Here is a 4,317-nt window from a genome sequence, read left to right as displayed (position 1 = left end):
CAGTATGTCGGAAGATCTCTAAAAGTGAATGGTTCGATTAAATGGGATACTTACAGGATTACCTCTTTTAGGTGATGATATTAAGAGTCAATTAGGATCGACGTTGTTACACCGCGCAATGTGTCAAAAGCTAATTGAGCGTGGTGCAGAAATTACCCAAACGTATCAACTAAATGTGGGGGGTAATACTGACTTCGAAAACATGGTAGATCGTTCGCGTTCTAAAACAAAGAAATTTACAAAGATGGAAGCAATTCGCGATATAGTTGGCACCGACGTTGAAATAAATGTTGGGCCATCCGACTATATCCCGATGCTAAAAGATAGAAAAGTTGCTTATATCCGTATTGAGGGCAACTCTTGCTTGGGCATGAAATTTTCTATTGAAACTCGATTGGAGGTAGAGGATAGTCCAAACTCCGCAGGAGTGGCAATAGATGCAATCAGAGTCGCTGGTTTGGCTCTCGATAGAAATCTTGCTGGTCAGATACCGGAACCATCTGCATTTTTATTCAAATATCCGCCAAAAAAATATGCTGAAAACGACATATTCAATACCATGCAAGACTGGTTAAAAGACTAAAGGGTCATTTCTTAGGTCATTGATGATATTTCATCAATGACTTGAGTGTTGCAGGAACTATTTTTATCTCGACCCGATTATAGTTGTTATTGCATACTTTAATAAGCATTTTAATTTATGGTTCAATAAGGTTTTTTTATCATCACGCGAAAGTTTAAATAAAAATGAAGATAATAATAGTGAATGATGATGGATTTGAAGAGATATTTCATCAGCAACTTATTTCTATTTTGAAATCCCAGGGGCATCATGTGCTCTCTGTGACGCCAGATAAAAACCAGTCTGGGGTGTCATCTGGAATTACGTTGAATAAAAGTATTTCTTTTTACCAAGTCAACGATGGTCAATATAGAGTATCGGGCACACCTGTTGATTGTTCAATTGTTGCTGTGGAACTTGCGTATAGAATATGGAGAGGGGCTGATTTATTTATCAGTGGTATTAATAGAGGGCTAAATTATGGTAATTGTATTGTTTACAGTGGCACAATTGCCGCAGCCAGACAGGCATGTTGCATGGGGTTTAATGCTTTAGCTATCTCTGCGTGTGGAACAGTTCATCAGATGAGTCGTTCTTTATTAGAATCAATCGTATGTATAGTAGGTAAATTGAATCAGTACCATTCTCACGATAAGTTTTTTTTAAATGTTAATGTCAATGATTGTGGTAGTGGGATCGTGTATGAGCATGAATATATCGATGTCGATTTTAATTTTATTGATGGTGCTGTTCTAAATTTTGATGAAAAATTAATTAACATTCAACTTAATAATACTCCTGATGTAAGAGAATTCAGAGTAATGCTTGGTCTATTAAGTCCTAAATGTGGTCTTTCAGTTATTTATGATAATGTAGGATTTCTCGATGATATTGTTAGTAGTTTAAATTCAGTATAAATCTTGAATTATACATCAAAGCGTAAATATTATGTTCATTCTAAATAAAACTAAGAGGGATTATGTTGAAAGATGGTTACTACATATCTGCATATGTGCATGTGGATGGGTTATCGAATGCTGCAAATTGGTGGAATAGGCATGACCAGAATATTTCATTATGGAAGTTAGATGGTGATGATGTTACCTTGGTTGAATACTGGGAGTTAGAAAGGTTTACCGGACAAAAGCAGCATTTTACAGCTTTTAGTTCTATTAAGGACTAGAACCGTTACTAAATAAACTTGGTATTAATCTGACTGACATTATTGATTATTTTTGTTTGCCGGGTATTGGTAGTTGGCACTATAAAAATGACTATATCTCAACAGTACCTTATCATACACTATGTCATCTTTTTTCTGGCTTGTTGATCGACACAAATATTTTTAAAAAAATAAAATATTTTCACTGGTTTTAGATGGAGGACCTGACTACGTAGTTGATCATGAGCGGTTATATTCTAACGAATATCTTGCATGTTACTATGACAGTGGAGAGTTAAAAGTCACAATACCCCTCACTACATCACCGGGCCGCTTATGGTATAACGCGAAAGAACGATTTGGCCTTCGTGAAGGTTCGCTTATGGCCTTACAAACCGCAACAGATGTGCACGCTGATATAACAATATCAAATACACTCCTTAGTGATGATAAAAATGATTATTACAGTGCTATTGCATTTCTTACCCAGGCATGGGACGGGATTTTTAATGAGTCAATTAAGCTAATAATTCCTAATGACTTACCAATAGAATTTACGCCCACCGAGTTGAAAATTAGCGCTTGCATTAAGCTGTTGTCAATAATCAGTGTACGGATAGTAGAACGCATCATTGATAAGCTCATTGTGTTATCTGATGTTAATCCTAAAGAGGTAATCCTTTCAATTACGGGAGGATTCGCATTGAATTGTCCTATTAACACATTTTTGATGAACAAATATAGGTTTAAGGGTTTTCAGTCCCCACCTTGTGTAAATGACGCGGGTATCAGTATGGGGGGGCATTGTTAGAGTTTTATAAGAATAACGCGAATGTAAATTTCATTTTAAAAAATGCTTACCAGGGCTCTCAAATTAGCGAAATGGATGTTATTAATCATCCTAAACGTTGCAATCATATTGGTTCTATTTCAAATATTGACTATAATCAAGTGGCAAGCGATCTTTGTGAAGGTCCTATTGTGTGGGTATCTGGTAAATCAGAAATTGGTCCAAGAGCACTTGGCCATAGAAGTTTGCTCATCGACCCTAGATATCAAAAATCTAAGGATCAGCTAAATAAAATCAAACAGCGAGAATGGTGGCGGCCCGTTGCTCCTATTGTGTTAGAAGAGTTTATGTCTGACTGGTTCGTTGATGGTTTTCCTTCCCCTTATATGCTACATGCTTTTCATATCCATCCAGATAAGAAAGAAAACGTAAAAGCAATTGCGCATTTGGATGGTACTGCTCGAATTCAAAGCCTAAGCCTAGTGCAGAATAAAGAATTATATTATGTCATAAAGGCATTTTTCAAAAAAACGGGGATACCGATGATTGGCAATACCTCGTTAAATGATAAAGGAGAGCCTATTATAGAAAGTTTTTCTCAGGCTTTGGATTTTGCACTGAGAAAAAAATAAAGATATTGTACTGTAATTCTAAGCGTTATGAACTGATTGATTTCCATAAGTATTTATGTCCTGATATATCTCCGCGGGAATATAAATTTCTTCTAGAAAGAAAAAAATATCCTTTATATGATGATTTGAAAAGAAGAGGATTAACTGAAGGAGATATATCATTACTTTGTCGGTTTCCGAACTTTATATGTCTATTTGACCTAAAATCAGACAAGGGCGTGGCCGGTTTTTTAGATTTCGCAAAGTATGCTTTTAATAATCGCAGAAGTTTTCTACCTGGAAGTGCTCATAATGAGTACCTTGAAATATACAATAAGTGGACAGCAGCAAGGATGGATGAAAATGAAAATATATTTTGATAATAAAAATGACTTATGTCACTTTGAGCATGTTGAACGTAAGGGGGCAGGCCATCCAGATACACTATGTGATGCGATTGCAGAGAAAGCGTCAGTGTTATACGCAAAATATTGCCTGGAGAACTTTGGGCGTATTGCTCACCATTGGTTTGATAAGACAATGCTTATCGGGGGAGAATCGGATATAAAACCAGGATATGGGGAACTAATAAAGCCCTATAATTTAATTTTTGCTGGGAAAGTAACCTATGCTGTCGGGGAGCACAAGATCCCTGTAGATAGCATTCTCTTTAATGCCGCTGAAGATATTCTTTGTCATTGCCTTACTGGATTTGATGCGGAAAAACATATGCGCATTGAAAACAGATTGGTGGACTATCAGGGGGCGGGACGTAAGGAATCAAGGTATCGTCCTGTGAGTAAAAGTATTTTACCTGAAATCAATGAATATACAAAATTTACCTCTAATGATTGTAACCTTATATCTGGGTACGCACCATTCAGTATATTGGAAACCATGGTTATACAGGTCGAAAAATATATCAATTCAACTGATTTCAAACAAAGAAATCCTTTCACAGGATGGGATGTGAAAGTTTTTGGGACAAGAGAACATGATGATTATAGTTTAATCATCAATTTACCCATTCTAGCCAAATTTTGTATTTCTGATTTAAGTTATGAAAATTATACTAGAATAGCAAAAATAGATATTATCAAGTATTTGGATGAGGAATTTAATCTTTCATCGCTACATAGGCTTTGTTGAATAAATCAGGTTTGGGGTAAACATCCTTGCAACGAGTTGTTGC

6 protein-coding genes are annotated in these 4,317 nt (G+C 36.0%); all 6 read left to right on the top strand.

Annotation, left to right across the window (positions count from 1 at the left end; all coding sequences use genetic code 11):
• Positions 1 to 28: 28 nt before the first annotated feature.
• The 6 genes from ACKQAD_RS20170 (at position 29) to ACKQAD_RS20145 (ending at position 4,274) form a co-directional block, all read left to right on the top strand.
• Positions 29 to 583 (top strand): hypothetical protein, encoded by a 555-nt coding sequence (locus tag ACKQAD_RS20170; protein ID WP_409161745.1) that lies wholly within the window; start codon positions 29 to 31, stop codon positions 581 to 583.
• Between the two features lie 179 nt (positions 584 to 762).
• Positions 763 to 1,479 (top strand): 5'/3'-nucleotidase SurE, encoded by a 717-nt coding sequence (locus ACKQAD_RS20165; protein WP_409161744.1) that lies wholly within the window; start codon positions 763 to 765, stop codon positions 1,477 to 1,479.
• A gap of 62 nt (positions 1,480 to 1,541) precedes the next feature.
• Positions 1,542 to 1,745 (top strand): hypothetical protein, encoded by a 204-nt coding sequence (locus ACKQAD_RS20160; RefSeq protein ID WP_409161743.1) that lies wholly within the window; start codon positions 1,542 to 1,544, stop codon positions 1,743 to 1,745.
• 361 nt (positions 1,746 to 2,106) lie between these two features.
• Positions 2,107 to 2,535 carry a hypothetical protein gene (locus tag ACKQAD_RS20155; protein WP_409161742.1) on the top strand — a complete coding sequence of 143 codons (429 nt, stop codon included), beginning with the start codon at positions 2,107 to 2,109 and terminating at the stop codon, positions 2,533 to 2,535.
• Positions 2,529 to 3,146 (top strand): carbamoyltransferase C-terminal domain-containing protein, encoded by a 618-nt coding sequence (locus tag ACKQAD_RS20150; protein ID WP_409161741.1) that lies wholly within the window; start codon positions 2,529 to 2,531, stop codon positions 3,144 to 3,146. Before ACKQAD_RS20155 ends, ACKQAD_RS20150 begins: the two co-directional genes overlap by 7 nt.
• A 291-nt stretch (positions 3,147 to 3,437) precedes the next feature.
• Positions 3,438 to 4,274 (top strand): methionine adenosyltransferase, encoded by an 837-nt coding sequence (locus ACKQAD_RS20145; RefSeq protein WP_409161740.1) that lies wholly within the window; start codon positions 3,438 to 3,440, stop codon positions 4,272 to 4,274.
• Positions 4,275 to 4,317 lie beyond the last annotated feature (43 nt).

The organism is Pectobacterium artocarpous, from assembly GCF_046159765.1.
GTDB lineage: Bacteria > Pseudomonadota > Gammaproteobacteria > Enterobacterales > Enterobacteriaceae > Pectobacterium.
The sequence above is the reverse complement of the archived record's forward strand: the minus strand, read 5'-3'. Positions and strand labels throughout refer to the sequence as shown.